The 24,192-nt window shown below is 59.5% G+C and carries 20 protein-coding genes; 3 read left to right on the top strand and 17 right to left on the bottom strand.

Going from position 1 to position 24,192, the window contains the following annotated elements:
* Positions 1-27 precede the first annotated feature (27 nt).
* Positions 28-2,382, top strand: a complete 2,355-nt coding sequence (locus tag ABX75_RS08170) for a penicillin acylase family protein (RefSeq protein ID WP_047881739.1) — start codon at positions 28-30, stop codon at positions 2,380-2,382.
* Positions 2,383-2,512: 130 nt separating this feature from the next.
* Here ABX75_RS08170 and ABX75_RS08175 read toward each other — a convergent pair whose 3' ends face one another.
* From ABX75_RS08175 to ABX75_RS08205, 7 genes are all read right to left on the bottom strand, one after another.
* The gene (locus ABX75_RS08175) at positions 2,513-3,397 is read right to left on the bottom strand and encodes an ABC transporter permease subunit (protein ID WP_034101352.1); all 885 of its coding nucleotides are present in this window, start codon (positions 3,395-3,397) and stop codon (positions 2,513-2,515) included.
* Positions 3,394-4,314, bottom strand: a complete 921-nt coding sequence (locus ABX75_RS08180) for an ABC transporter permease subunit (protein WP_034101353.1) — start codon at positions 4,312-4,314, stop codon at positions 3,394-3,396. The genes ABX75_RS08175 and ABX75_RS08180 overlap by 4 nt, the downstream gene beginning before the upstream one ends.
* Positions 4,311-5,453 (bottom strand): ABC transporter ATP-binding protein, encoded by a 1,143-nt coding sequence (locus ABX75_RS08185; RefSeq protein ID WP_034101355.1) that lies wholly within the window; start codon positions 5,451-5,453, stop codon positions 4,311-4,313. The genes ABX75_RS08180 and ABX75_RS08185 overlap by 4 nt, the downstream gene beginning before the upstream one ends.
* A 66-nt stretch (positions 5,454-5,519) precedes the next feature.
* Positions 5,520-6,614, bottom strand: coding sequence for a polyamine ABC transporter substrate-binding protein (locus ABX75_RS08190; protein WP_034101356.1), 1,095 nt, complete (start codon positions 6,612-6,614; stop codon positions 5,520-5,522).
* A 150-nt stretch (positions 6,615-6,764) separates the two neighbouring features.
* Positions 6,765-7,859 carry a polyamine ABC transporter substrate-binding protein gene (locus tag ABX75_RS08195; RefSeq protein WP_047881789.1) on the bottom strand — a complete coding sequence of 365 codons (1,095 nt, stop codon included), beginning with the start codon at positions 7,857-7,859 and terminating at the stop codon, positions 6,765-6,767.
* Between the two features lie 183 nt (positions 7,860-8,042).
* Positions 8,043-9,407: an aspartate aminotransferase family protein gene (locus tag ABX75_RS08200; RefSeq protein WP_034101357.1), complete on the bottom strand. Its 1,365-nt coding sequence runs from the start codon at positions 9,405-9,407 to the stop codon at positions 8,043-8,045.
* A gap of 58 nt (positions 9,408-9,465) precedes the next feature.
* Complete coding sequence (locus tag ABX75_RS08205; protein ID WP_034101358.1) at positions 9,466-10,824, bottom strand: glutamine synthetase family protein; 1,359 nt, start codon at positions 10,822-10,824, stop codon at positions 9,466-9,468.
* 608 nt (positions 10,825-11,432) lie between these two features.
* On the opposite strand from ABX75_RS08205, the gene ABX75_RS08210 reads away from it, so the two are divergent.
* Positions 11,433-12,809, top strand: coding sequence for a glutamine synthetase family protein (locus ABX75_RS08210; RefSeq protein WP_034101359.1), 1,377 nt, complete (start codon positions 11,433-11,435; stop codon positions 12,807-12,809).
* Between the two features lie 223 nt (positions 12,810-13,032).
* Positions 13,033-13,662 carry a TetR/AcrR family transcriptional regulator gene (locus ABX75_RS08215; RefSeq protein ID WP_047881740.1) on the top strand — a complete coding sequence of 210 codons (630 nt, stop codon included), beginning with the start codon at positions 13,033-13,035 and terminating at the stop codon, positions 13,660-13,662.
* Between the two features lie 115 nt (positions 13,663-13,777).
* Here the strand turns inward: ABX75_RS08215 and ABX75_RS08220 are convergent, their stop codons facing one another.
* The 10 genes from ABX75_RS08220 to argE form a co-directional block, all read right to left on the bottom strand.
* Positions 13,778-13,993: a molybdopterin-binding protein gene (locus ABX75_RS08220; RefSeq protein WP_003176783.1), complete on the bottom strand. Its 216-nt coding sequence runs from the start codon at positions 13,991-13,993 to the stop codon at positions 13,778-13,780.
* A 29-nt stretch (positions 13,994-14,022) separates the two neighbouring features.
* Complete coding sequence (gene ssuB / locus ABX75_RS08225) at positions 14,023-14,829, bottom strand: aliphatic sulfonates ABC transporter ATP-binding protein (protein ID WP_034101361.1); 807 nt, start codon at positions 14,827-14,829, stop codon at positions 14,023-14,025.
* A complete protein-coding gene (ssuC, locus tag ABX75_RS08230; RefSeq protein ID WP_047881741.1) occupies positions 14,826-15,614 on the bottom strand; it encodes an aliphatic sulfonate ABC transporter permease SsuC in 789 nt (262 codons plus the stop codon). The genes ssuB and ssuC overlap by 4 nt, the downstream gene beginning before the upstream one ends.
* A 9-nt stretch (positions 15,615-15,623) precedes the next feature.
* Positions 15,624-16,772, bottom strand: coding sequence for an FMNH2-dependent alkanesulfonate monooxygenase (gene ssuD, locus ABX75_RS08235; protein ID WP_047881742.1), 1,149 nt, complete (start codon positions 16,770-16,772; stop codon positions 15,624-15,626).
* A gap of 25 nt (positions 16,773-16,797) precedes the next feature.
* A complete protein-coding gene (locus ABX75_RS08240) occupies positions 16,798-17,766 on the bottom strand; it encodes a sulfonate ABC transporter substrate-binding protein (RefSeq protein ID WP_034101364.1) in 969 nt (322 codons plus the stop codon).
* Between the two features lie 96 nt (positions 17,767-17,862).
* Positions 17,863-18,456: an NADPH-dependent FMN reductase gene (ssuE, locus tag ABX75_RS08245; RefSeq protein WP_034101365.1), complete on the bottom strand. Its 594-nt coding sequence runs from the start codon at positions 18,454-18,456 to the stop codon at positions 17,863-17,865.
* 255 nt (positions 18,457-18,711) lie between these two features.
* Positions 18,712-19,350, bottom strand: a complete 639-nt coding sequence (locus ABX75_RS08250; RefSeq protein WP_034115410.1) for a peroxiredoxin — start codon at positions 19,348-19,350, stop codon at positions 18,712-18,714.
* Positions 19,351-19,619: 269 nt separating this feature from the next.
* The gene (locus tag ABX75_RS08255) at positions 19,620-20,945 is read right to left on the bottom strand and encodes an OprD family outer membrane porin (protein WP_034115411.1); all 1,326 of its coding nucleotides are present in this window, start codon (positions 20,943-20,945) and stop codon (positions 19,620-19,622) included.
* A gap of 652 nt (positions 20,946-21,597) precedes the next feature.
* Positions 21,598-22,899, bottom strand: coding sequence for an amino-acid N-acetyltransferase (argA, locus tag ABX75_RS08260; protein WP_034101368.1), 1,302 nt, complete (start codon positions 22,897-22,899; stop codon positions 21,598-21,600).
* Between the two features lie 135 nt (positions 22,900-23,034).
* Positions 23,035-24,183 (bottom strand): acetylornithine deacetylase, encoded by a 1,149-nt coding sequence (argE, locus tag ABX75_RS08265; RefSeq protein ID WP_047881743.1) that lies wholly within the window; start codon positions 24,181-24,183, stop codon positions 23,035-23,037.
* Between the last annotated feature and the right edge of the window lie 9 nt (positions 24,184-24,192).

Below are 24,192 nucleotides of genomic sequence, written 5' to 3' on the forward strand. Positions count from 1 at the left end.
CCACCCCATTCTTGGTAAGGACTCTTCATGAAGCGCGTCTTGCAGGCTCTCGCGGCTGTAGTGGTGCTGCTCGCTCTCGGCGCCGGTTGGTATGTGTACAGCAAACAACCCACGCGCCAGGGCACGGTGACACTGGCCCATCTGCAAGGCTCGGTCACCGTGCGCTATGACGACCGTGGCGTGCCGCATATCCGTGCCGAGAACGAAACCGATCTGTATCGCGCCCTGGGCTATGTGCACGCCCAGGACCGGCTGTTTCAGATGGAGATCATGCGCCGCCTGGCCCGTGGCGAACTCGCCGAAGTGCTGGGCCCCAAGGTGGTCGACACCGACAAACTGTTCCGCAGCCTGCGCATCCGCGACCGCGCCGCGACCTATGTGGCGCAGCTGGATCATGCATCGGCGCACTGGAAGGCGCTGCAAGCCTATCTGGATGGAATCAACCAGTATCAGGACAGCCACGCCAGCCCGATGGAGTTCGACGTGCTGGGCATCCCCAAGCGGCCCTTCACGGCTGAAGACACCATCAGCGTGGCCGGGTATATGGCCTACAGCTTTGCTGCCGCGTTTCGTACCGAACCATTGCTGACTTACATCCGCGATCAATTGGGCAGCGACTACCTGAAGGTTTTCGACCTCGACTGGCAACCCAAGGGCGCCCTTAACCTGGCCGCCAGCGACTGGCAATCCCTCGGCGCCCTCGCCGCTCTGAGCGACCAAGCCCTGGCCGACAACGGCCTGCCGCAGTTCGAGGGCAGCAACGCCTGGGCCATCAGCGGCAGCCGTACCCGCAGCGGCAAACCGTTGCTGGCGGGCGACCCGCATATCCGTTTTTCCGTGCCGTCGGTGTGGTACGAGGCGCAACTGTCGGCGCCGGGTTTTGAGTTGTACGGCTATCACAATGCATTGGTGCCGATGGCATTCTTGGGGCATAACCTGGATTTCGGGTGGAGCCTGACCATGTTCCAGAACGACGACCTCGACCTGATCGCCGAGAAGGTCAACCCGGACAATCCCAATCAGGTCTGGTATCAGGGTCAGTGGGTCGAGCTGACCCGCAGCGAACAACAGATCGCGGTCAAGGGCCAGGCACCGGTCACCCTCACCCTGCGCCAGTCGCCCCATGGGCCGATCATCAATGACGTGCTTGGCGAGACGGCAGGCAACACCCCCATCGCGATGTGGTGGGCCTTTCTCGACACTCAGAACCCGATCCTTGAAGGCTTTTACCAGCTCAACCGCGCCGATACGCTGGCCAAAGCCCGCGCCGCTGCGGCCAAGGTCTCGGCACCCGGCTTGAATATCGTGTGGGCCAATGCCAAGGGCGATATCGGCTGGTGGGCGGCGGCGCAGTTACCGATTCGTGCGGCAGGCGTGAACCCAGGGTTTATCCTCGACGGCAGTACCACCCAGGCCGACAAACTTGGCTTCTACCCCTTCAGCGCCAACCCTCAGGAAGAAAACCCGGCGCGCGGCTATGTGGTCTCTGCCAACGCCCAGCCAGCGTCGCCTACGGGCATGGAAATCCCCGGTTATTACAACCTGGCCGACCGTGGCCAGCAGTTGAACGCCCAGTTGAGCGACGCCCGAGTGAAGTGGGACGTGACCAACAGCCAAGCCTTGCAACTGGGCACCACCACCGCGTTCGGCCCACGCCTGCTGGCACCGCTGCTGCCAGTGCTGCGTGAGGTGGTCAAGGACCCGGCGCAACTTAAGCTGGTGGATCAACTGGCCAACTGGAAAGGCGACTACCCGCTGGATTCCATCAGCGCCACGCTGTTCAACCAGTTCCTGTTCAACCTCGCCGATGCGGCCTTCCACCCCAAACTCGGCGACGCGATGTTCAAGACCCTGATCAGCACCCGCGTGATCGACGCTGCCTTGCCACGCCTGGCAGCCGCTGCGGACTCGCCCTGGTGGGGCGGCAAACGCACCGACACCGTCAAGCTCGCCTGGGACAGCAGCCTCGCCCACCTCAAGGCCACCCTCGGCGACGACCCGAACCAGTGGCAATGGGGCAAGGCGCATACGTTGACCCACGGTCATCCGCTGGGCATGCAGAAGCCACTGGATAGGGTATTCAACGTCGGCCCGTTCCCCGCACCGGGCACCCATGAAGTGCCGAATAACCAATCCGCTGCCATCGGCCCGGCGCCCTGGCCAGTGACGTACGGCCCATCCACCCGCCGCCTGATCGACTTCGCCGATGTAGCCCACGCCCTGACCATCAATCCCGTGGGGCAAAGCGGCGTGCCGTTCGACAAGCATTACGGCGACCAGGCCGAGACCTATATCGAAGGGGGCTATGAGCAGGCGCATTTGAGCGATGAAGAAGTCACGGCCAATACCCGCGGCACGCTGAAGCTATTGCCCGCTCGATAACGGCCTGTAGCGCGGGCAAAAAAGTGGGAGGGTGCTTGCCCCCGATAGCAGTGGGTCAGTCACTGCATCTGTTGACTGATTCACCGCTATCGGGGGCAAGCCCCCTCCCACATTTGGATCGCGTAGATCTTTAGACCGGTGCTGGCGCGCGGCGCTTGTCCGGTTGCTGCCAGCCGTCGGCGGCGGCCTCTTCGATGGCTTGTTGGATGGCCTTCTTGCGCATCTCTTCGGCACGCCTGCTGAAGAACCACACCAGGAAGGTCACCAGCGACACTGCCAGCAGAATCAGGCTGGCCACGGCATTGATCTCGGGCTTAACCCCCAGACGTACGGCCGAGAACACTTCCATCGGCAGGGTCGTGGAGCCTGGGCCCGACACGAAGCTGGCGAGTACCAGGTCATCCAGGGACAACGCGAACGACATCATGCCGCCCGCCGCCAATGACGGCGCGATCATCGGGATGGTGATCAGGAAGAACACCTTCCACGGCCGCGCGCCCAGGTCCATCGCCGCTTCTTCGATCGACAGGTCCAGCTCACGCAAGCGCGCCGACACCACCACCGCCACATACGCGGCACAGAACGTGGTGTGGGCGATCCAGATGGTGACGATGCCACGCTCCTGGGGCCAGCCGATCATCTGCGCCATGGCCACGAACAGCAGCAACAGCGACAGACCGGTGATCACTTCCGGCATCACCAGTGGCGCGGTCACGAGGCCGCCGAACAGCGTGCGGCCCTTGAAGTGACTGATGCGCGTAAGCACAAAGGCCGCCAGGGTGCCCAGCGCCACCGCAGCGATTGCGGTGTAGCAGGCGATTTCCAGGGAGCGGGCCACCGAGCCCATCAATTGGGTGTTATCCAACAGGCCCACGTACCACTTGATCGACCAGCCGCCCCACACCGTCACGAGTTTGGATTCGTTGAACGAGTAGATCACCAGAATCAGCATCGGCAGGTAGATGAACAGCAACCCCGCCACCAGCATGAAGCTTGAGAAACTGAAGCGCTTCATATCTTGCCCTCCATCTCTTTGGCTTGGCTGCGGTTGAACAGGATGATCGGCACGATCAGGATCGCCAGCATCACCACCGCCAGTGCAGAGGCCACCGGCCAGTCACGGTTATTGAAGAATTCCTGCCACAACACTTTACCGATCATCAGGGTTTCCGGGCCGCCCAGCAGTTCAGGGATCACGAACTCGCCCACCACCGGAATGAAGACCAGCATGCAGCCAGCGATGATGCCGTTCTTGGACAGCGGCACGGTGATCTTCCAGAAGCTGTTGAAGGTGCTCGAACCCAGATCAGACGCGGCTTCCAGCAGGCTCTGATCGTGCTTCACCAGGTTGGCGTACAGCGGCAGGATCATGAACGGCAGGTAGGAATAGACCACGCCGATGTACACCGCGATGTTGGTGTTGAGGATCTGCAACGGTTCGCTGATCAGCCCGATGGACATCAGGAATCCGTTGAGCAAGCCGTTGTTGCTGAGGATGCCCATCCACGCATACACGCGGATCAGGATCGCGGTCCAGGTCGGCATCATGATCAGCAGCACCAGCACGGTCTGCATCTCTTTGCGCGCGCTGGCGATGGCGTAGGCCATCGGGTAACCGATCAGCAGGCACAGCAGCGTGCTGAAGAACGCCATTTTCAGCGAGCCCAGGTACGCGGCGATGTACAACTCGTCGTCGCCAAGCATCGCGTAGTTGGCCAGGTTGAGCACCAACTGCAGCTTCTGCTCAACGAAGGTGTAGATCTCGGTGTACGGAGGGATCGCTACATCGGCTTCGGCAAAGCTGATTTTCAGCACGATGAAAAACGGCAGGGCGAAGAACAGGAACAGCCACAGGAATGGAATCCCGATGACCACCTGCTTGCCGCTGGGGACGATGCGGAGCAAGCGCCGCTTGAGCTTCTTCATGTTCATGAGCGAAGTACCACGCCGCTGTCGTCTTCCCACCAGACGTAAACCTGATCACCCCAGGTGGGGCGCTGGCCACGGCGCTCGGCGTTGGCCACGAAGGACTGCACCAGCTTGCCGCTCGGCAGCTCCACGTAGAACACCGAGTGGCCGCCCAGGTAGGCGATGTCGTGGACCTTGCCGCTGGACCAGTTGTGTTCGCAGGTCGGCATTTCGGTGGTGACCAGCAGTTTTTCCGGGCGGATGGCGTAGGTCACCGACTTGTCTTCCACCGAGGTGGCAATGCCGTAGCCTACGTAAATGTCGCGGTCCAGATCAGCGCACTTGAGCACCGCGTGGCCTTCGGCGTCGTCCACCACTTGGGTGTCGAAGATGTTGACGTTGCCGATGAACTCGCACACCAGGCGGCTGGTGGGGGTTTCATAGATATCGATCGGGCTGCCGATCTGGGCGATCCAGCCCAGGTGCATGATTGCGATGCGCTCGGCCATGGTCATGGCCTCTTCCTGGTCGTGGGTCACCATCACGCAGGTCACGCCGACGCGTTCGATGATTTCCACCAGCTCCAGTTGCATCTGCGAACGCAGTTTTTTGTCCAGGGCGCCCATAGGCTCATCGAGCAGCAACAGCTTCGGGCGCTTGGCCAAGGAGCGGGCCAGGGCCACGCGCTGGCGTTGGCCGCCGGACAACTGATGCGGCTTGCGCTTGGCGTACTGGCTCATCTGCACCAGCTTGAGCATCTCGGCCACGCGGGCGTCGATCTCGGCCTTGGGAATCTTGTCCTGTTGCAGACCGAAGGCGATGTTCTGCGCCACGGTCATGTGCGGGAACAGCGCATAGGACTGGAACATCATGTTGATCGGCCGCTCATAGGGCGGCATATCGGTGATGTCCACACCGTCGAGGTAGATGCGGCCTTCCGTTGGCCGTTCGAAGCCCGCGAGCATGCGCAGCAAGGTGGATTTGCCCGAACCCGAACCGCCGAGCAAGGCGAAGATCTCGCCTTTCTTGATTTCCAGGGACACATCGTCCACGGCAATCGTCTCGTCGAACTTCTTCGTGACCCGGTCGATTTTGACCAGCACCTTTTTCGGTGTCTGGTCGCCCTCGAGGGCTTTCTTATAGGCGCCGGAGGCAACTGCCATTTACGAAACTCCCAAAAAAATAGACTGCGGTTCACCCGAGGCGGGCGAACCCAGGAAAGTTGTGCCTTATTTGCCCGTCTTGACCTTGGTCCAGCTACGGGTCATTAAACGCTGCACCTTCGGGGGTAGCTCGAAGTTGACGAATGTCCGGTCGAGAACCGCCTGCGGTGGGTAAACCGCTTCGTCGGTGCGTATCGATTGCTCCATCAGCTTGTCCGCCCCTGGGTTAGGGTTGGCGTAACCGACGACGTCGCTGACCTGGGCGATGACCTCAGGTTGCAGCAAATAGTTGATGAAGGCATGGGCCTCCTTGACGTTGGTGGCGTCCTTAGGGATGGCCAGCACGTCGAACCACAGGTTGCCGCCTTCTTTCGGAATGACGTAGGCGATGTTCACGCCTTTGCCCGCCTCGCTTGCGCGAGCCTTGGCCTGGAACACATCGCCAGAGAACCCGGCGGCCACGCAGATATTGCCGTTGGCCAGGTCAGAGATGTATTTGGATGAGTGGAAGTAGGTCACGTAGGGCCGCACTTTCAGCAGCTTTGCTTCGGCCTTTTTGTAGTCTTCCGGGTTGGTGCTGTTGGGGTTCAGGCCCATGTAGTTGAGCACCGCGGGCAGCATTTCATCCGCCGAATCCATGAACGACACACCACAGGTGGCCAGTTTTTTCATGTTTTCCGGTTCGAACAGTACGGCCCAGGAGTCGATATGGTCGACGCCCAGCACTTCTTTGACTTTGTCGACGTTATAGCCGATGCCATTGGTGCCCCACAGGTACGGCACGGCGTACTGGTTGCCCGGGTCGTTCTTTTCCAGGCGCTTGAGCAGTGCCGGGTCGAGGTTGGCGTAATTGGTCAGCAACGATTTATCGAGCTTCTGGAACGCCCCGGCCTTGATCTGCTTGCCGAGGAAGTGATTGGACGGCACCACCACGTCGTAGCCGGTGTGCCCGGCCAGCAATTTGCCTTCCAGGGTTTCATTGGAGTCGAACACGTCGTACACAGGCTTGATGCCGCTCGCCTTCTCGAAGTCGGCCAGGGTGTCGGTGCCGATGTAATCCGACCAGTTATAAATATGCACGGTCGGTGCAGCCTGCACGCTGATAGCCAGCGTGATACCTGCACTCAGCAGCATGGCTTTGCGAAATAAAGAAATTGGCAAGTGGAGGTCCTCTTAAATAGTTGGGCCCAAAGTTGTTGCCCGGCAACAAAACCGGCGCGCAACTTACCCTCGATAAACCGATCCGGCAAAACTTTCTGTCATTTAATTAATGTGTGGGAGAGAGTTTCCCCCTCCCACAGGTTTCAAGGCTTACTTGCCTGATTTGATCTTGGTCCAGCTGCGTGTCATTTCACGCTGGGTCGCGGCTGGCAGGTCAGCAATGGCGTAGAGCTTGGCTTGCACATCCGCCGATGGGTAGATGCCTGGGTCGCTGGTGATGTCCTTGTCGACCAGGGCGGTAGCCTTCTCGTTACCGTTCGGGAAACGCACGCTGTTGGTGATCGACGCCATGACTTCTGGCTTGAGCAGGTAGTTCATGAACTTGTAGGCCGCGTCGACATTTTCGGCATCCTTAGGAATGGCGACCATGTCGTAGAAACTGCCGGCGCCTTCTTTCGGAATGTCGTACGCCACGTTGACCTTGCCACCGGCTTCAGCCGCGCGGGACTTGGCCTGCTGGATGTCACCCGAATAACCCACGGCTACGCAGATGTTGCCGTTGGCCAGGTCGGAGATGTACTTGGAGGAGTGGAAGTAACCGATCGAAGGACGGATCTTCAGGAACAGTTCTTCGGCTTTCTTCAGGTCATCTTTCTTCTGGGTGTCGGTCGGCAGGCCCAGGTAATGCAGGGCAATCGGCAACATTTCAGTCGGCGAATCAAGGAAGCTCACGCCGCAGCTTTTGAGCTTGGCGATGTTTTCAGGCTTGAGCAGCGTGTCCCACGAGTCGATCTTGTCCACGCCCAGCGCAGCCTTGACCTTCTCCGGGTTGTAGCCGATGCCGATCGAGCCCCACATGTACGGGAAGGCGTGCTTGTTGTCAGGGTCGCTGACCGACACGGCTTTGAGCAGGGATTTGTTCAGGTTGTCGTAGTTGGACAGCTTGGACTTGTCCAGCTCCTGATAAACGCCGGCCTTGATCTGCTTGGCCAGAAAGTTGTTCGACGGTACGACGATGTCATACCCGGACTTGCCGGCCAGCAATTTGGCCTCCAGGGTCTCGTTGCTGTCGAACACGTCGTACACCACTTTGATGCCCGACTCTTTTTCAAAGTTGGCGATGGTGTCCGGTGCGATGTAGTCGGACCAGTTGTAGACGTGCAGCACTTTATCGTCTGCCTGGGCCGCGCCTGCCATTGCGCCCATCAGGGACAAGGCGAGGAGGGTCTTGCCCGCGTTCTTCAAACCTAATGCCTTCATTTGGTGATGCTCCAATTTTTTCTTTTTTGGGCCACAAGCTATGTATGTTCCGCAGCCCAGCCAATGGGCAACAAAACAGGGCGACAGTCTGGCAAGTTCAGGGGCCGGCTTTCAACCAAAGCCCCCACATTTATAACCACTCGGTGCGCTGAGCACTGAGCCTAGCACTTAGCCTTGCAATGCCGCCAAAGTCAGGTCCAGGCACTGGCGAGCCTTGGTCACCAGCTCGTCGATTTCCGTCTTGCTGATCACCAGCGGCGGCGAAATGATCATGGTGTCGCCCACGGCGCGCATGATCAGGCCATTCTCGAAGCAGAACGTGCGGCAAATCATGCCCACGCCCTTGCCTTCGTAACGCTTGCGCGTGGCCTTGTCCTGCACCAGTTCAATCGCACCGAGCATGCCGACGCCACGCACTTCACCCACCAGAGGGTGATCCGCCAGCTCCCTCAGACGTTTCTGCAAATAGGGTGCCGTTTCGTCATGTACACGCTTAACAATCTGTTCATCGCGCATGATGCGGATGTTTTCCAGTGCGACTGCCGCCGCTACCGGATGACCGGAGTAGGTGAAGCCATGGTTGAAATCGCCGCCTTCGTTAAGCACGGCCACCACGTCATCGCGCACGATCAGGCCGCCCATGGGGATGTAACCCGAGGTCAGGCCCTTGGCGATGGTCATCATGTGCGGCTTGAGGCCATAGAAATCGCTACCGAACCACTCACCGGTACGGCCGAAACCGCAGATCACTTCGTCGGCGACAAACAGAATGTCGTACTTGGCGAGGATTTCCTTGATGCGCGGCCAGTAAGTCTCAGGCGGTACGATCACGCCGCCGGCGCCCTGGATCGGCTCGGCAATAAAGGCACCGACATTGTCCACGCCCAGTTCCAGGATCTTCTCTTCAAGCTGGTTGGCAGCCCACACGCCGAACTCTTCGGGGCTCATATCGCCGCCTTCACCGAACCAATACGGCTGGGCGATATGGACGATGCCCGGAATCGGCAAATCGCCCTGCTCGTGCATATAAGTCATGCCGCCCAGGCTGGCACCGGCCACGGTGGAACCGTGGTAGCCATTCTTGCGGCTGATGATGGTTTTCTTGTTCGGCTGGCCTTTGATCGCCCAGTAGTGGCGGACCATGCGCAACATGGTGTCGTTGCCTTCGGAGCCGGAACCAGTGAAGAACACGTGGTTCATGCCGGCTGGGGCGATGTCGGAAATGGCCTTGGCCAGTTCCAGCACCGGCGGGTGAGCGGTCTGGAAGAACAGGTTGTAGTACGGCAGTTCTTTCATTTGCTTGGCGGCGGCGTCGGCCAGTTCATCGCGACCGTAACCGATCGCCACGCACCACAGGCCGGCCATGCCGTCGAGGATCTTGTTGCCTTCGCTGTCCCACAGGTACACGCCGTGGGCTTTGGTGATGATTCGTGGGCCTTTCTCTTTCAATTGCTTGAAATCGCTGAACGGCGCCAGGTGGTGATCACTGCTCAAGGCTTGCCATTCACGGGTTTGCGGGTTGTTGCTGGACATACCGATCTCCTAGACTTTTCAGTGAAGGGCGCGCCGTTCAAAGGGCGCGCCCGGCGCATCAGACGGCAAAGAGCAGGAATTCCCGCTCCCACGAACTGATGACGCGCTTGAAGTTTTCATGCTCGGCCCGCTTGACCGCGACGTAGCCTGTGATGAATTTGTGCCCCAGGTATTTCTCGATGGTCTTGCTGTTTTCCATACGCTCCAGGGCATCTTCAATGGTCAGCGGCAAGCGCAGATTGCGTCGCTCGTAACCACGACCCACCACCGGCGCGCTCGGGTTATGGCCTTCGACCATGCCGATAAAACCGCACAGCAGGCTGGCGGCAATCGCCAGATACGGGTTGGCATCGGCGCCCGGCAGGCGGTTTTCCACGCGGCGGTTCTGCGGGCCGGCATCCGGTACGCGCAGGCCCACGGTGCGGTTTTCTTCGCCCCACTCCACGTTCACCGGCGCCGAGGTATCCGGCAGGAAGCGGCGGAACGAGTTCACATTGGGCGCAAACAACGGCAGCAATTCAGGGATGAATTTCTGCAGGCCGCCGATGTGGTTGAGGAACAGCTCACTCATGGTCCCGTCCTCATTGGAGAAGACGTTCTTGCCGGTGGCGATGTCGATGATGCTCTGGTGCAGGTGCATAGCGCTGCCGGGCTCGCCGGTCATGGGCTTGGCCATGAAAGTGGCGGCCACATCGTGCTTGAGCGCGGCTTCACGCATGGTGCGTTTGAACACCAGAATCTGGTCGGCCAGGGATAGCGCATCGCCGTGACGGAAGTTGATTTCCATCTGCGCAGTGCCGTCTTCGTGGATCAGGGTATCGAGGTCCAGTTCCTGTAGCTCGCACCAGTCGTAGACGTCTTCGAACAGTGGGTCGAATTCGTTGGCCGCTTCTATAGAGAAGGACTGGCGACCGGTTTCCGGGCGACCGGAACGACCAATCGGCGGTTGCAGTGGGAAGTCCGGGTCTTCGCAGCGTTTGGTCAGGTAGAACTCCATCTCCGGCGCCACGATGGGCTGCCAGCCTTTATCGGCGTAGAGCTTGAGGACTTTCTTGAGCACGTTGCGCGGCGACAGCTCGATGGGGTTGCCTTGCTTGTCGTAGGTGTCGTGGATCACCTGTGCGGTGGGCTCGATGGCCCAGGGCACCAGGAACACCGCGTTCTGGTCGGGGCGGCAGATCATGTCGATGTCGGCCGGGTCGAGCAATTCGTAATAAATGTCGTCTTCGACATAGTCGCCGGTCACGGTCTGCAACAGAACGCTCTCGGGCAGGCGCATGCCTTTTTCGGCGATGAACTTGTTGGTCGGCGAAATCTTGCCTCGGGTGATACCGGTGAGGTCGCCAATCATGCATTCGACTTCTGTGATCTTGTGGTCTTTCAACCAATCGGTGAGCTGGTCGAGGTTGTTACTCATAAATGCCTCTGGGCTGGGTTTCCTGGCATCCATTAAAGGCCAGGCGTTGGTTGACGCAGCATCCGCGTCGTTTCTTCACTCAGGGTAGGAGCTTACCTGCCATTTGGGGTGGTAATGCATTCCTCACGCCAAAGTCGTGCAGAATCATGAGCGGCACCCGGGGTCGGCGCCCTTCAGAGGCGAAGGCGCGGTGAGTGAAGGGGCAGGAAAAAGGTCGCCCGAGGCGTCAAGAATATTGGCCGGGGCATGGGTATTCACGCAGGATGGGTGAACGGATGACAAAGCCCGTGTGAAGCAGGCCGAGACGCCGATTAGCGGCAGGCGAGACATGAAGCACCCCGGTATTATTGCTGTTATGGGTTTGAATCGAGCTTAGCCTTGTTCATTTTTTTACACAACACCCCCGTAAAAAATACAACACGGCCCGCTCAAGCCTGCGGTGCCCAAGCCGTTCAAAGCGGAAAAAACGCCCCGAAAAGCCCCAAAAAAGCCGTCACGGCGCTTTTTTAGGGCAAAAAAGGCCTCGCTTGACTTCGGCATGCCGTTCGGGTTGACTGAAACCAGAAAAGATCAATGATTGATATTTTTAACAACAAAGGTGTTGCATCATGTCGGTACCCCCGCGTGCCGTTCAGCTTAACGAAGCGAACGCGTTCCTTAAGGATCATCCTGAGGTTCTGTACGTAGACCTTCTAATTGCGGATATGAATGGTGTGGTGCGCGGCAAGCGCATCGAACGCACCAGCCTCCACAAGGTTTACGAGAAGGGCATTAACCTGCCTGCCTCTTTATTTGCCCTGGATATCAACGGCTCGACGGTGGAAAGCACCGGCCTGGGTCTGGACATCGGCGATGCTGACCGAATCTGTTATCCAATCCCCGACACCCTGTGCAATGAACCTTGGCAAAAGCGCCCTACCGCGCAGCTGCTAATGACCATGCACGAACTGGAAGGTGAACCTTTCTTCGCCGATCCGCGCGAAGTCCTGCGCCAGGTTGTAAGCAAATTCGACGACCTCGGTTTGACCATCTGCGCCGCCTTCGAGCTTGAGTTCTACCTGATCGACCAGGAGAACGTGAACGGCCGCCCACAACCGCCCCGCTCGCCGATCTCCGGCAAACGCCCGCACTCGACACAGGTCTACCTGATCGACGACCTCGACGAATACGTCGACTGCCTCCAGGACATTCTGGAAGGTGCCAAAGAGCAAGGCATCCCGGCCGACGCCATCGTCAAGGAAAGTGCCCCGGCGCAGTTCGAAGTGAACCTGCACCACGTGGCCGACCCAATCAAGGCCTGCGACTACGCCGTACTGCTCAAGCGCCTGATCAAGAACATCGCCTACGACCATGAGATGGACACCACCTTCATGGCCAAGCCTTACCCAGGCCAGGCAGGCAACGGTTTGCATGTACACATTTCGATCCTGGACAAGGACGGCAAGAACATCTTTGCCAGCGAGGATCCCGAGCAGAACGCCGCATTGCGTCACGCGATCGGCGGTGTGCTGGAGACCCTACCCGCCCAAATGGCGTTCCTGTGCCCTAACGTCAACTCCTACCGCCGTTTCGGCGCACAGTTCTACGTGCCGAACTCGCCGTGCTGGGGCCTGGACAACCGCACCGTGGCGATTCGCGTACCAACCGGCTCGGCCGATGCGGTGCGTATCGAACACCGCGTGGCGGGCGCCGACGCCAACCCTTACCTGCTGATGGCTTCGGTCCTGGCAGGCGTGCACCACGGTCTGACCAACAAGATCGAGCCTGGCGCTCCGGTGGAAGGCAACAGCTACGAGCAAAACGAGCAGAGCCTGCCGAACAACCTGCGCGATGCCCTGCGCGAGTTGGACGACAGCGAGGTGATGGCCAAGTACATCGATCCTAAGTACATCGATATCTTCGTCGCCTGTAAGGAAAGTGAGCTGGAAGAGTTCGAACACTCCATCTCCGACCTTGAATACAACTGGTACCTGCATACCGTGTAAGCGGTTGCCGCGATAAAAAAACGCCACAGGCTTTGGGTCTGTGGCGTTTTTTTTATGGGGCTGTTCTGAGAGACCGGGTCGGTCTTATCGGGGGCAAGCCCCCTCCCAAACTTGGTATGTATTCACAGATCAAAAATGTGGGAGTGGGTTGCCCCCGATAGCTGCCTGGCAGACAACACAGATTCCTGCTCATACAATGCCCGCTGCCTTGTAGGAGACTTCCATGACCACCCGCCCCGCCGCCCCTCGCAAACCCCGCGCCCGCAGCCAGGCGCGGATCGATGCGATTCTCGATGCCGCCCGCACCCTGCTGGCCGCCGAAGGCGTGGCAAGTCTGTCGATCTACAGCGTGGCAGAACGCGCGCAGATTCCACCGTCGTCGGTTTATCACTTCTTCTCCAGCGTGCCGGCGCTGCTGGAGGCGTTGACCGCCGATGTGCATGGGGCCTTTCGTGCGGCGATTCAGGCGCCCATCGATCATGAACCCCTCAAGCAATGGCGCGATCTGTCCTGCATCGTCGAGCAACGCATGCTCACCATCTACGACCAGGATGCCGCCGCGCGCCAATTGATCCTGGCGCAGCATGGCCTCACCGAAGTAACCCAGGCCGACCGCCAACATGATCTGGAACTGGGCGACCTGATGTTCAAGGTTTTCAACCACCACTTCGAGGTGCCGACACTGCCCAGCGATGTGGATGTGTTCGCCCTGGCGCTGGAGCTGAGCGACCGCGTGTACGCGCGCTCGGTGCATCAGCATGGGCTGATCACGCCGCGCATGGCCGAGGAAGGCATGCGGGTGTTCGATGCGTATGTGGGGCTGTATCTACCGGCTTACCTGCCCAAGCGTTGAGCCTTGCGTTGACTGGGGCGATCCCATCGGGGGCAAGCCCCCTCCCACACTTTGACTTGTGAATACTTTCAAAAGGTGGGAGGGGGCTTGCCCCCGATGACGACCTCAAGCCAGTTCACAACTTGGCGATCGACACCTCGGTTGATTTCACAAAGGCAATCACTTCACTGCCAATGACCAGCTCCAGCTCTTTGACCGAGCGAGTGGTGATCACTGAGGTGACGATGCCGGAGGCGGTCTGCACGTCGATTTCCGACAACACGTCACCGACCACAATTTCCTTGATGGTGCCTTTGAACTGGTTACGCACGTTGATGGCTTTAATAGTCATGTCGTTCTCTCTTCATGGGGATAGGTGAGTTATTGCGCCCAACGCAATTGCGTCGGCAGCGGTGAAACAGGTTCGGGGTCGGGCGGTGTACCGGGCAGTGACAGCACGCGGTTGAGTACCTCGGCTTCCAGCGCGGCCAGGCGGTGGGAGCCACGGGCCCGTGGGCGGGGCAGGTCAACGATCAGGTCCAGACCGATTTCACCGTCTTCGATCAGGATCACCCGGTCGGCAATCGCCACGGCTTCGTTGACGTCATGGGTCACCAGCAGCACGGTAAAGCCATGCTGCTGCCAAAGGTTTTCGATCAGTTGCTGCATCTCGATGCGGGTCAGGGCATCCAGCGCGCCCAGCGGCTCATCGAGCAACAGTAGGCGCGGTTGGTGGATCAGCGCGCGAGCCAACGCCACGCGTTGCTTCTGGCCACCGGACAAGGCCGCCGGCCATTCATTGGCGCGCTCGGCCAGCCCCACCGCGTCCAAGGCTTGCAGTGCTTTGGCACGCCAGTCGCCTTTGAGGCCCAGGCCCACGTTGTCGATGATCTTTTTCCACGGCAGCAGACGCGCTTCCTGGAACATCAATCGCGTGTCTTCACGGGCCGCGCTCAGGGGTGCGGAACCGGCTAGCAGCTCTCCGCCGCTGGCGTCGTCCAACCCGGCCAGCAGGCGCAGCAAGGTACTTTTGCCGCAACCGCTGCGCCCCACCACGGCGACGAATTGCCCCGCCGGAATGTGCAGATCGATGCCCTTGAGCACTTCCCGCGTGCCGAAGGCTTTGCGCAACTTACGCACCGCCAGGGGAATCCCCTTGAGCAGGCGTGGAGGTTGTTGAGCGGTCATGCCGCACCTCCTTTATGCGTTTGGTACGCCGGATGCCAACGCAGCCACACCCGCTCCAGACCGCGCGCGGCCAGGTCCGCCAGTTTGCCGAGGATCGCGTACATCACGATCGCCAGCACCACCACGTCGGTTTGCAGGAATTCGCGGGCATTCATCGCCAGGTAACCAATACCGGAACTGGCCGAAATAGTTTCCGCCACGATCAGCGTCAACCACATAAAGCCCAGCGCAAAGCGCACGCCCACCAGGATCGACGGCAACGCGCCCGGCAGGATCACCTGCCAGAACAGGCTGAACCCGGACAACCCGTAACTGCGCGACATCTCCACCAGCGCCGGGTCGACGTTGCGAATGCCGTGGTAGGTATTCAGGTAGATCGGGAACAGCGTGCCGAGGGCCACCAGGAAAATCTTCGCCGTTTCGTCAATGCCGAACCACAGGATTACCAGCGGGATCAGCGCCAGGTGCGGCACGTTGCGAATCATCTGCACCGAGCTGTCGAGCAGGCGCTCGCCCCATGTCGACAGCCCGGTGATAAAGCCCAGAGCCAGGCCGATAACGCCGCCGATCACAAAACCCAGGCCCGCGCGCCAGCCGCTGATGGCCAGGTGCGTCCAGATTTCACCGCTGCGCACCAGGTTAACCCCGGCCTCGATCACCGCGCTCGGCGCCGGCAGGATGCGCGTCGACAACCACCCCGCCGACACCGACACCTGCCACACCGCCAGCAACAGCAGCGGCAGCACCCAAGGCGCCACGCGATGGCTCACTTTTTCAAGGTTCATCGCGCCGCCTCAGCTCTGTGACGCCGCTTTGGGAAGGATATCGTTGGCGACCATTTCGCCGAACGGGCTCACGTATCCGGCGCTTTTCGGCAGTTCTGGACGCTCGACATCCAGGTGCGGAAACAGCAATTCGGCCACGCGGTACGACTCTTCCAGGTGCGGATAACCGGAGAAAATAAAGGTGTCGATGCCCAGCGCTGCGTATTCTTTTACGCGCTCGGCCACGGTTGCGCCGTCGCCTACCAACGCTGTACCCGCCCCGCCGCGAACCAGGCCGACGCCAGCCCACAGGTTGGGGCTGACTTCGAGGTTGTCGCGGTTGCCGCCGTGCAAGGCGGCCATGCGTTGCTGGCCCACCGAATCGAAGCGCGCCAGTGAGGCTTGGGCGCGGGCGATGGTGTCGTCGTCCAAGTGGGAGATCAGTTTGTCGGCGGCTTTCCAGGCTTCGTCATTGGTTTCGCGCACGATCACATGCAGACGAATGCCGAAGCGTACAGTGCGCCCGAGCTTGGCGGCCTTGGCCCGCACTTGTTCGATTTTCTCGGCCACGGCGGCCGGTGGTTCGCCCCAGGTCAGCACCATTTCCACCTGTTCGGCCGCCAGGTCCTGGGCCGCTTCGGAGGAGCCACCGAAGTACAGCGGCGGCCGTGGCTGCTGGATCGGCGGGTAGAGCAATTTGGCGCCTTTGACGCTGATGTGTTGGCCGTCGTAATCCACGGTTTCGCCTTCAAGTACGCGGCGCCAGATACGGGTGAACTCCACCGAGGCCTGGTAGCGCTCTTCGTGGCTTAGGAACAGGCCATCACCGGCCAGTTCTTCGGGGTCGCCACGGGTCACCAGATTGAACAACGCCCGCCCGCCGGACAAACGATCCAGGGTCGCGGCCTGGCGCGCGGCCACCGTCGGGGAAATGATCCCCGGGCGCAGTGCGACCAGGAACTTGAGACGTTGGGTCACCGGGATCAGAGAAGCGGCCACCAGCCACGAGTCTTCGCAGGAACGCCCGGTGGGGATCAGCACCCCGCCGAAGCCCAGGCGATCGGCAGCCTGGGCGACTTGTTGCAGGTAACCGTGGTCCACGGCGCGAGCGCCTTCGGCAGTGCCAAGGTAATGACCGTCGCCGTGGGTAGGCAGGAACCAGAAAATATTGAGGCTCATGGAGTTGTCTCCTGAAGAAGTCGGATTACGGCGCTTTAGCAACAGCGGCCGGAGGCGTCCAGATCACGTCCTTGATGCTCAAGGGCTTGGGGATCAATTTGAGTTGGTAAAAGCTGTCGGCGATTTTCTGTTGAGCGGCCACCACTTGCGGGGTCAGGAACAGCGCGCCGTAGCCCTGGCGTTTTACCGAGGTGAGGGTGATGTCAGCCGGCAGGCCGAGCAGCGGCGCGACTTGGTCGGTGACTTCCTGCGGGTTGGCTTTGGACCACTCGCCCACGGCACGCACCTCTTCCACCAACGCGGTGATCACGTCGGGGTGCTGTTCGGCGTAGGGTTTGGTTGCCAGGTAGAACTGATGGTTGTCGGCGATGCCAGTACCGTCACGCAGGGTACGTGCTTGCAGTTGTTGCTCGGCGGCGGCCTGGTAGGGGTCCCAGATCACCCACGCATCCACACTGCCCCGCTCGAACGCCGCACGGGCATCGGCAGGCGGCAGGAATACGGTCTGCACATCGCTGTATTTCAGGCCGGCGTCCTCCAAGGCGCGCACCAGCAGGTAATGCACGTTGGAGCCTTTGTTGAGCACGATTTTCTTGCCCTTGAGCTCGGCCACCGATTTGATCGGTGAGTCTTTGGGCACCAGGATCGCTTCGCTGGTCGGTGCCGGTGGCTCGTAGGCCACGTAGAGCAGATCGGCACCGGCCGCCTGGGCGAAGACCGGCGGGGTTTCGCCGGTCACGCCGAAGTCGATGGAGCCGACGTTCAGACCTTCAAGCAACTGCGGGCCGCCAGGAAACTCGGTCCACTGCACCTGCACGCCTTGGGCGGCCAGACGTTTTTCCAGGGTGCCCTTGGCCTTGAGCAGGACCAAGGTGCCGTATTTCTGATAACCGATCCGCAGGGTCTCGGCGGCGTGAGCTTGAACAATGGCGCCGAAGGACACAGCCGCAGCAAACAGTGCGACCAGACCACGACGCAAGATGACAGTGCGCATGGCGCTCTCTCCAAAAATGCGATGAGGGGTTTTGGCTGCACCTGCTTGGCCGTTGGCGGCTGAGTAAGGTGAGTGTTTCCAGGTTTCAGGTACGGCTTAAATGCTCCAGCGAGCACTCAACAAACGTTCATTCAATACATGCGGATCAAGGGGTTTCGGGCGACGGGCCATGGCGCCGTAGAGCGTCTCTAGCGCCTCGTACAATCGCTGCTCCAGCACCGGCACCAACTGCGCCTGGGCACTGCCTTCGCCATAGGCGATCTGGCTGTCTTCGGCAAAAATGCCGTGGAGCAACTCCTGCGCCTTGAGCGCCGACAACACTGGCTTCAACGCGTAATCCACTGCCAGCATGTGCGCGATGCTGCCGCCGGTAGCCATTGGCAGCACCACCTTATGGGCCAAGGCCCGCTCAGGCAGCAGATCGAGCACGGTTTTCAACGCGCCGGAGAACGAAGCCTTGTAAACCGGCGTGGCGATCACCAGGCCGTCGGCGTTGGCGACCTGCTCCAGCAGGTCGATGACCTTTGGGCTGTCGAACCGAGCGTGCAGCAAGTCTTCGGCCGGGAAGTCCCGTACCTGGTAACTCACTACTTCCACGCCTTTGTGTTGCAACCACTGACGGGTTTTTTCCAGCAAGACCCCGGAGCGGGAACGCTGGCTGGGACTGCCTCCGAGTGTTACGACCAACATGCAGGAATTCCTTGAGCAAGTGCCGGCGGTTCGCTGAAGTGGCGATGGCGCCAAGATGGAACAGACCTTATCAGCTGATTCATATATCTATAAATCTTATTTTTTCATTTGTTTATTCCTTAAAAACATATGCACTTTATCAATCGTCAGGCGAAAAAAAAGGCCGTGGAAACGGCCTGAAAACCCCTGCTTTGATTCAGTTACAGATGCGGTACATCGTCTGCGAGAGGAGGGCTTGCCCCCGAGGCGATAGCGTCAACGATTGGGCTGCGGGGTCAGCCGCAGGTACGGCTTCACTGCGCGATAGCCCTTTGGAAAGCGTTTCTTGATCTCGTCCTCGTCCTTGAGCGACGGCACGATCACCACTTCATCCCCGTCTTGCCAGTTGGCGGGCGTGGCGACCTTGTGGTTATCGGTCAATTGCAGCGAGTCGATCACCCGCAGGATTTCATGGAAGTTGCGCCCGGTGCTGGCCGGGTAGGTGATGGTCAGGCGAATCTTTTTGTTTGGGTCAATTACGAACAACGATCGCACGGTGAGGGTGTCGCTGGCATTGGGGTGGATCAGGTCGTAGAGATCAGAGACCTTGCGATCGGCATCGGCCAGGATTGGGAAGTTGACGGTGGTGTTCTGGGTTTCGTTGATGTCTTCGATCCACTTGTGGTGCGAGTCCACTGGGTCAACCGACAGCGCGATGGCTTTGACGCCGCGCTGGGCGAATTCGTCTTTGAGCTTGGCGGTGAAGCCCAGCTCGGTGGTGCATACCGGCGTGAAGTCGGCCGGGTGGGAAAACAACACTCCCCAGCTATCGCCCAACCACTCGTGGAAACGAATTTTGCCGGCGCTGGAATCCTGTTCGAAGTCGGGGGCGATATCGCCCAGTCTGAGGCTCATGGTGTGGCTCCTGATGAGTGCTTATGGAGCCCACTGTGCATGGGTTGTGGCTATTTTAAAAAGAATAAATATCGATTTATCTAGACGATAAAAGAATATTAAAAATCGTTCATTGGACGGCGAAACGGAGGCGGTGCATCATCAATTTCAAGGTTCGAGAAGGCCTTGAGACGCTGCACAAAGAGGGGTTCAGGAAGGGCTTACGGGGGTGAGCCCGACTTGAGTAAACGAAGAAACCTCGCAATATGCGAGGTTTCTTCCATACAACCTTACAAGAAGCTGTAGGTGTAGTTGAAGATCAGGCGAGTCTGATCCTGGTCTTGGATGCCGGTGCCGCTACCACGGTAAGCACCGTGACGCAGAGTGGTACCAAAGCCTTTGAGCACACCTTGTTGGATGGTGTAGTCGATACGCATATCGCGTTCCCACTCGGACTGATCACCACCACCGCCCACGGCTTTGATGTTGTCGCCATGCAGGTAGGCAATCGAGGTTTTCAGGCCTGGAACACCCAATGCGGCGAAGTCATACGAGTATTGACCGAAGGTCGTGTTTTCACCCGCACGGACGAACGAGTTGATCATGCTGTCGGTGAACAGGTAGAAGCTCGAACCGCCAGCACCTTCGTTACGACCGCGACCATCCACGACACTGCCCTGGTTCAGCCAGACGAAACCGCCGTCATCGCTGACGCGCTGGTGGCCGACCATGAAGGCGTTGCCACCCAGGGAGTAGGTGAACATGGCGCTCCAGGTTTTGTTATCAACCTCGCCAGTGTTCTTCGCGTAGCCGCCGTTGTTGTTGAAACGGTAGCCAACGTCGCCGTTCTTGCCGTCGGAGCTGCTGTCGAAGTAACGCAGATCGGTCTTGAACGATTGACCTTCACTGATCGGGTATACGTGGACCAGGCCCAGGAAGTGCTGCTTGTAGTAGTCTTCCAGGTTGGCGTAGTAGTACTGCAGCGTCAGGTCTTTGGTGACCTTCCAGTCGGCACCGCCAAACATGAACTTGTTGCTTTCCTGGGTGCCGCCGTTAACGGCCAGCCCGGTGCTGTTGCTCGACGCACGGCCAGTAGCGTGCTCAAGTTGACCGGCGTTAAAGGTCACATTGTCGATTTCTTTGGAGGTAACAGTGCCGCCTTCAAAGGTTTGCGGCAGCAGACGACCGTCGCTCGCAATCAGGATCGGCAGGTTCGGTGCCAAAGCCCCACCCAGATGCGCTTCGGTCTTGGAGAAGCGGGCCTTGACGTTGGCACTTGCGCTGCTCCAGCTGCTCACCGCAGAACCGTCGGTGTCACTTGGCACGAAGGTGTTGCTGTTCGGGTGATGGCCTTTGCCGCCATCTAAGTGGAAACCGACCAATGCCTGAGCATCAATACCAAAACCAACCACGCCTTGAGTGAAGCCAGACAGGTAGTTGAACTTCAAGCCGGTGGCTGTTTCGCGCTGATCACTGCCGCCGTCACGTTGATCGTTATCGAAATACAGAGTGCGCGAGCTGACACTTGCCTTGCTATCTTCAATGAAACCAGCAGCGCCTGCTTGCTGAGCGATTGCGCCCAGGGCTACAGCCAATGCCAAGGTGGACTTCTTCATGTACCGCTCCTCTCGTTTCTAATTTTTGTAGTTCTTTGGTCTCGGGTCTGACGCCCTCGATCCACAGATGCGCGATTAGCGCCAGATAGTGACTACCAAGTCAATCGTAACCTAGTGTGTCTACTACTTTCGTCTAACCGCTGTTGATTTGGTCCCTGCAGGGTAATGAGTTTTACATACACCCAAAAAGAATTGTTTCATTCTTTTTCATACTGTTTTGGAATAAGCCATTGCGTAGATCGGGTAGGTCAGAGTAGACGAACCTATCTGGATGGTAATTCCTAAAAAGTATTTTTTTTGGCGCTATTTAGATCAGTAAAGAGTAGACGTAATGCTGCATACGTCACTCACGATCAAAAAGGCGACGCCATGATGGCTAAACGCATATCCTCCCGTCAATTTGTTACAGTTTTTGTATCGCAACAGCTTCTTTTGATTACAGTGTCGTAGCAACCGAAGGGCCAGGGCAGCGTCTTCGCCACGCAATCTACGCCGTACAGCGCTTACGGTATCGGTCAAAATCAAGCTTTCTGAAGGGTTTGTGGCGCTTTACGACTGTCACGTTGTCGCACCCCAAGCGCTCGGCAAGTTCTGAAAAAGCCCACAAAAAAGTAGGCGCGAGCTGACTCGCACCTACAGTCTTACGCGGCGCTTAGAGGGCTTTTTCGAAAATCTTCGAATTGCGCTGGTAGTTGTACAGCGAGGCGCGCGCGGACGGCAGACGGTCCACGCTGCTTGGCACAAACCCACGCTCCCGGAACCAATGGGCAGTGCGGGTGGTGAGGACGAACAACGTTTTCAAGCCCTGAGCCCTGGCGCGGGTTTCGATGCGCTCAAGCAGCTCATCGCCGCGCCCGCCGTGGCGGTATTCGGGGTTCACCGCCAGGCACGCGAGTTCACCGGCATCCGAATCGGCGATCTGGTACAGCGCCGCGCAGGCGATGATCATGCCTTCGCGTTCGACCACGCTGAACTGCTCGATTTCGCGCTCCAGCACTTCCCGCGAGCGGCGCACCAAAATGCCCTGCTCTTCCAACGGGCTGATCAGGTCGAGCAGGCCACCGACGTCCTCAATCGCCGCCTCGCGCACCAACTCGAATTGCTCCTGAGCCACCAACGTACCGCCACCGTCGCGGGTGAACAGTTCGGTGAGCAGCGCGCCGTCTTCGGCGTAGCTGACGATATGGCTGCGCCCTACCCCGCCCCGGCAAGCCTGGGCCGCTGCGTCGAGCAATTCGGCTTGGTAGTTGCTGCTGCCCAGGCGCTGCAAATGCGCCGGCACTTGCTGCGGACGCAACTCGCGCACCAAACGCCCATGTTCATCGATCAGGCCGAGATCGGCACCGAACAGCAGCAATTTATCGGCCCCCAAGTCGATCGCGGCGCGAGTAGCGACATCTTCGCAGGCCAGGTTGAAAATCTCTCCGGTGGGCGAGTAACCCAGGGGCGACAGCAAGACGATAGAGCGCTCGTCCAACAGGCGATTGATGCCCTTGCGGTCGACCCGGCGCACTTCGCCGGTGTGGTGGTAGTCCACGCCTTCGAGTACGCCGATGGGGCGTGCAGTTACCAGATTGCCGCTGGCCACCCGCAGGCGCGAGCCCTGCATGGGCGATGAGGCCATGTCCATCGACAGGCGCGCTTCGATGGCGATACGCAGATGGCCGACCGCATCGATCACGCACTCCAGGGTAGCGGCATCGGTGATGCGCATGCCTTCGTGGTAAGCCGGGGTGAGGCCGCGCGCTTCAAGGCGCGCTTCGATCTGTGGACGCGAACCGTGCACCAGCACCAGGCGCACGCCCAGACTGTGGAGCAGCACCAGGTCGTGGACGATATTGCCGAAGTTGGGATGGTCCACACCATCGCCCGGCAACATGACCACAAAGGTGCAGTCGCGGTGGGCATTGATGTAAGGGGAAGCATGACGAAGCCAATTGACGTATTCGGGCATAACACCTGGGCCTGTAATAAAAAGCAGCCAAAAAAGGATGAATCGTGAAAGCGCACGGCGGGCTGATGGTTATCGTCGGAACAGGCTTGGCGACACGCTCACTCTCCTTCTATGTACGAACAGGCAGGGGTTAATTTATGCGGGTTTCAGGCAGTAATGTTCGATCAAATCCCGCAATAGACGCACTGTAGGCGTCAGGCGTGACATTTCGAGGTATTCGCCCGGCTGGTGCGCACAGGCGATATCGCCAGGGCCGAGCACCAGGGTTTCACAACCAAGGCGCTGAAGATAAGGCGCTTCGGTGCCGAACGCTACTGCTTCGGCACGATGACCGGTCAAACGTTCCGCAACCCGCACCAGCTCGGCGTCTTCCGGCTGCTCGAATGGCGGCACCGCCGGGAACAGCGGCGCGTAGTCGATCTTGACTTGATGGCGCTCGGCCAACGATTGGAGCTTCTGCCGAATGGCATCGCGCAACACTTGAGGATCCATACCGGGCAGGGGGCGCAAATCGAACTCCAGGGAGCATTGGCCACAGATGCGGTTGGGGTTGTCGCCGCCGTGGATGCAGCCGAAGTTCAGGGTCGGTTGCGGCACGCTGAATTGCGGATTGCGGTACTCGCGCTGCCAGGCCAGGCGCAGGCCGCGCAGTTCACCGATGGCATCGTGCATGGCTTCAAGGGCGCTATGGCCGAGGCTGGGGTCCGACGAATGGCCGCTGCGACCGAGAATGTCGATGCGCTCCATCATCACGCCTTTATGCAGGCGGATCGGTTTGAGGCCCGTCGGCTCGCCAATCACCGCCGCGCGGCCCAGTGGGCGACCGGCCTCGGCCAGCGCACGGGCGCCGGACATGGAGCTTTCTTCATCGCAGGTAGCGAGGATCAGCAAGGGCTGCTTGAACGGTTGATCCAGCAGCGGCAACACTGCCTCGATTATCAAGGCGAAAAAGCCTTTCATGTCGCAACTGCCCAATCCTACCCAGCGACCGTCGATTTCCGTCAGTTTCAGCGGGTCGGTTTTCCACAACGCGGGGTCATAGGGCACGGTGTCGCTATGCCCGGCCAGCACCAGGCCGCCAGGGCCGCTGCCGAAACTGGCGAGCAGATTGAATTTGCCTGGGCTGACGGTCTGGATGTCGATGCTGAACCCCAGGTCACCCAGCCAGCCGGCAAGCAGGTCGATCACCGGGCGGTTGGTCTGGTCCAGGGACGCCTGGGTGCAACTGACCGACGGCGCGGCAATCAACGCGGCGAACTGCTCTTTCATGGACGGCAACGGCATATACAGTCT

The sequence above is a fragment of the Pseudomonas sp. ARP3 genome, from assembly GCF_001029595.1.
Taxonomy (GTDB): Bacteria; Pseudomonadota; Gammaproteobacteria; order Pseudomonadales; family Pseudomonadaceae; genus Aquipseudomonas; species Aquipseudomonas rhodesiae.

Bases quoted from the DNA above. Each gene is read 5' to 3' on its own strand.
- ssuC (WP_047881741.1), bottom strand. From the start codon at position 15,614: ATGAACCTTGAAAAAGTGAGCCATCGCGTGGCGCCTTGGGTGCTGCCG.
- ssuD (WP_047881742.1), bottom strand. From the start codon at position 16,772: ATGAGCCTCAATATTTTCTGGTTCCTGCCTACCCACGGCGACGGTCAT.
- ABX75_RS08250 (WP_034115410.1), bottom strand. From the start codon at position 19,350: ATGAGCCTCAGACTGGGCGATATCGCCCCCGACTTCGAACAGGATTCC.
- ABX75_RS08220 (WP_003176783.1), bottom strand. From the start codon at position 13,993: ATGACTATTAAAGCCATCAACGTGCGTAACCAGTTCAAAGGCACCATC.
- ABX75_RS08210 (WP_034101359.1), top strand. From the start codon at position 11,433: ATGTCGGTACCCCCGCGTGCCGTTCAGCTTAACGAAGCGAACGCGTTC.
- ABX75_RS08255 (WP_034115411.1), bottom strand. From the start codon at position 20,945: ATGAAGAAGTCCACCTTGGCATTGGCTGTAGCCCTGGGCGCAATCGCT.
- ABX75_RS08215 (WP_047881740.1), top strand. From the start codon at position 13,033: ATGACCACCCGCCCCGCCGCCCCTCGCAAACCCCGCGCCCGCAGCCAG.
- ABX75_RS08175 (WP_034101352.1), bottom strand. From the start codon at position 3,397: ATGAAGCGCTTCAGTTTCTCAAGCTTCATGCTGGTGGCGGGGTTGCTG.
- ABX75_RS08170 (WP_047881739.1), top strand. From the start codon at position 28: ATGAAGCGCGTCTTGCAGGCTCTCGCGGCTGTAGTGGTGCTGCTCGCT.
- ssuE (WP_034101365.1), bottom strand. From the start codon at position 18,456: ATGTTGGTCGTAACACTCGGAGGCAGTCCCAGCCAGCGTTCCCGCTCC.
- argE (WP_047881743.1), bottom strand. From the start codon at position 24,183: ATGCCGTTGCCGTCCATGAAAGAGCAGTTCGCCGCGTTGATTGCCGCG.
- ABX75_RS08180 (WP_034101353.1), bottom strand. From the start codon at position 4,314: ATGAACATGAAGAAGCTCAAGCGGCGCTTGCTCCGCATCGTCCCCAGC.
- ABX75_RS08200 (WP_034101357.1), bottom strand. From the start codon at position 9,407: ATGTCCAGCAACAACCCGCAAACCCGTGAATGGCAAGCCTTGAGCAGT.
- ABX75_RS08240 (WP_034101364.1), bottom strand. From the start codon at position 17,766: ATGCGCACTGTCATCTTGCGTCGTGGTCTGGTCGCACTGTTTGCTGCG.
- ABX75_RS08205 (WP_034101358.1), bottom strand. From the start codon at position 10,824: ATGAGTAACAACCTCGACCAGCTCACCGATTGGTTGAAAGACCACAAG.
- ssuB (WP_034101361.1), bottom strand. From the start codon at position 14,829: ATGACCGCTCAACAACCTCCACGCCTGCTCAAGGGGATTCCCCTGGCG.
- ABX75_RS08185 (WP_034101355.1), bottom strand. From the start codon at position 5,453: ATGGCAGTTGCCTCCGGCGCCTATAAGAAAGCCCTCGAGGGCGACCAG.
- argA (WP_034101368.1), bottom strand. From the start codon at position 22,899: ATGCCCGAATACGTCAATTGGCTTCGTCATGCTTCCCCTTACATCAAT.